Origin of the sequence: Plantactinospora sp. GCM10030261, from assembly GCF_042666615.1 — a bacterium.
Lineage (GTDB): Bacteria > Actinomycetota > Actinomycetes > Mycobacteriales > Micromonosporaceae > KBS50.
In genome coordinates this window covers 1-2,532 of sequence record NZ_JBHTDD010000062.1, presented here as the reverse complement: position 1 = coordinate 2,532, position 2,532 = coordinate 1, and the positions used below count along the sequence as shown (strand labels likewise).

Annotated in this window: 3 protein-coding genes; 2 read left to right on the top strand and 1 reads right to left on the bottom strand. The window is 70.5% G+C overall.

The genetic code is table 11. The annotated features are described in order from the left end of the window. On the top strand, positions 1 to 920 hold a 920-nt coding region (locus ACFQUZ_RS32325), incomplete at its 5' end, for a glycosyl hydrolase (RefSeq protein WP_377449095.1). 119 nt (positions 921 to 1,039) lie between these two features. Here the strand turns inward: ACFQUZ_RS32325 and ACFQUZ_RS32320 are convergent. After that, a complete protein-coding gene (locus ACFQUZ_RS32320; protein WP_377449092.1) occupies positions 1,040 to 1,798 on the bottom strand; it encodes a FadR/GntR family transcriptional regulator in 759 nt (252 codons plus the stop codon). 12 nt (positions 1,799 to 1,810) lie between these two features. On the opposite strand from ACFQUZ_RS32320, the gene ACFQUZ_RS32315 reads away from it, so the two are divergent. Beyond that, positions 1,811 to 2,350, top strand: coding sequence for an enolase C-terminal domain-like protein (locus ACFQUZ_RS32315; protein ID WP_377449090.1), 540 nt, complete (start codon positions 1,811 to 1,813; stop codon positions 2,348 to 2,350). Positions 2,351 to 2,532 lie beyond the last annotated feature (182 nt).

Sequence of the window (2,532 nt, the reverse complement as noted above, 5' to 3'; positions counted from 1 at the left end):
AGGTGGTGGAGGTGCAGGGCGCCTCGACCGCCGATGGCGGCAACATCGTGCAGTACGCCGACTGGAACGGCGCGAACCAGCAGTGGCAGCTCAACCGGGTCGACAGCGGCACCAACCCGCCGCCTGGTGGCACCGGATGCGGCAAGGCCCCGACGCTGGGCAACGGCACGCACACGATCCAGAGCGGCGGCAAGAGCCGGTCGTTCATCCTGCGGTTGCCGGCCAACTACAACAACGCCAATCCGTACCGGCTGATCTTCGCGTTCCACTGGCGGGGCGGCACCATGCAGGAGATCTCGTCCGGCGGCACCAGCGGCGCCGCCTGGTCCTACTACGGGCAGCAGGAGCAGTCCAACAACACCGCGATCCTGGTCGCGCCGCAGGGACTCGGGAACGGCTGGGGCAACTCCGGCGGTGAGGACGTCACGTTCGTCGACGACATGATCAGTCGAATCGAGAGCGACCTGTGCGTCAACCCGCGGCAGCGGTTCGCCCTCGGGTTCAGCTGGGGCGGGGGCATGAGCTACGCGCTCGCCTGCGCGCGGCCCACCGTCTTCCGGGCCGTGGCGGTCATCGCCGGCGCGCAGATCAGCGGATGCAGCGGCGGTACGCAGCCCATCGCGTACTTCGGGTTGCACGGCATCACGGACAACGTCCTGAGCATCGCCCAGGGGCGGGCCCTGCGCGACACGTTCGTCAGGAACAACGGCTGCACCCCGCAGAACCCGCCCGAGCCGGGTGGCGGGAGCCGGACGCACATCACCACCGCGTACTCGGGATGCCGGGCCGGCTACCCGGTGCAGTGGGCCGCGTTCGACAACGGTCACATGCCGGGACCGGTGGACGGGACGTACGCCGAAAGCGGCGTGACGACCTGGACCAAGGGCGAGATCTGGAGGTTCTTCGCGCAGTTCAGCTGATCTCGGTCACCGCAGTGGCGACGATCCTGGACGGTGGCCTCCTGGTGGCGGTGGGTTCCCGAAACCGCCGTGGGCCAGGGGGCCGTCGTCGCCGCGCCGCCGCCGGATGGTGGACCCGCTCAGCGTCGCAGCCGGTCGGGCCCACCGGAACCGCTGCGCCGGACCAACCAGGCCTCGGTGATGTGGGTGAACATCGCCTCGGCGGCACCGTCCGGGTCGTGCGCGGCGATGCGTTCGTAGATGCGCCGGTGCCCACGGTTGGAGGCCACGCACAGGGAGCGTTCGGTCCGACCCATGTACCGGGCGGTGTTGACGACCTGGCTCTCCAGCGACCGTACGACGCCACGGGCGATGCGGTTCCCGGACGCCTGCATGACCTTGTCGTGGAAGGCCCGGTCGTGCTCGTGGTTGTCGACGAGTTCGTCCATCCGGTCCACCTGGGCCCGCAGCCGGTCGACGGTTTCCTGGTCGGCCAGGCGAGCGGCCACGTTGGCCATGTCGGACTCGAGCACCCGCCGGGTGACGACGAGGTCGTCGAGGATGGCGAGGCTGTCGTCCTGGGCGATGGTGGCGCCGAGGACGAGTTCGTCGAGCATGTCCCACATCGACGGCGACGTGACCATGGTGCCGGCGCCCTGACGGACCTGGACCAGGCCCTTCTCCTGAAGGATCTTCACCGCTTCCCGGACGACGGTGCGACTCACGGAGAAGGTCTCGCAGAGGATCGGCTCGGGAGGCAGGGGCGTCCCGGACGGGTGCACGCCGCGGACGATGCGCTCCACCAACTCGGCGGTGACCGCCTTGGCGAGGTTGGCCGGCCGCCGTGCCCAGGCCGGGGCGGCCACGGCATCCGTGGCCGTCTCCTGCGATGGCGTCATGGTTCCTCCGAAATGGCTGCCTGGCCCGGCGCCCTGGTGGTCAGTGTCACTGGCGAGAACCTCACCGGCCTTGAGCAGTATCGCCCGCTGATCCTCGCCGGCGCGGTCGACGTCGTCCAGATGGCCGCGGTCTGGGGGATCACCCACTTCCAGCGGGTCTCCGCCCTCGCACACGCCCACGACCTGCCGGTCAGCCCGATCGGCAACGTCTCGATCGGCCTGCTGCACGCCGCGACGTCGGTGCCGAACCACCTCACCAGCGAGTTACAGGACCTGTGCCCACCGGTCGGCGTCGTCATCGACGTGTCCGTCGAGGACGGTGCCTTCGTTCTCGGCGACTCGCCGGGCCTGGGCGTACGGATCGACGAGGACGCGATCCGGGCGGCGAGCGGGCGTCCAGCGGTCCACCACCCGGGGGAGGGCCCCCACGTCCGGCCGGAGCGAGCCGGACGCCGGCTGCTGGCCGGGGGCGACGCCATCGGCACCGCGACGACGGTGCATCCCGTCCCGTTGCAACCGTCCCGCAACGAGGTGTCGCCGACCGGGCACTGAGCCGGCTCGGGTGCGCCCGCCCGGGCGTACCGCACAAGGCGCCGCTGACCCGGCGGGACCCGACGCCGCCCCTCGCCCCGCCGCCGGGGTCTGTCAAGTTAACGGCTGATCTTGGTTGTTGAGGTGGTCAGTTGTTGGCCGGGGTGAGCCGGCCTTCGAAGGCGATCTGGAAGGCGTTCAGG

Excerpts from the sequence above, each read along its gene's own strand:
- ACFQUZ_RS32320 (WP_377449092.1), bottom strand. The coding sequence starts at position 1,798 with ATGACGCCATCGCAGGAGACGGCCACGGATGCCGTGGCCGCCCCGGCC.
- ACFQUZ_RS32315 (WP_377449090.1), top strand. The coding sequence starts at position 1,811 with ATGGCTGCCTGGCCCGGCGCCCTGGTGGTCAGTGTCACTGGCGAGAAC.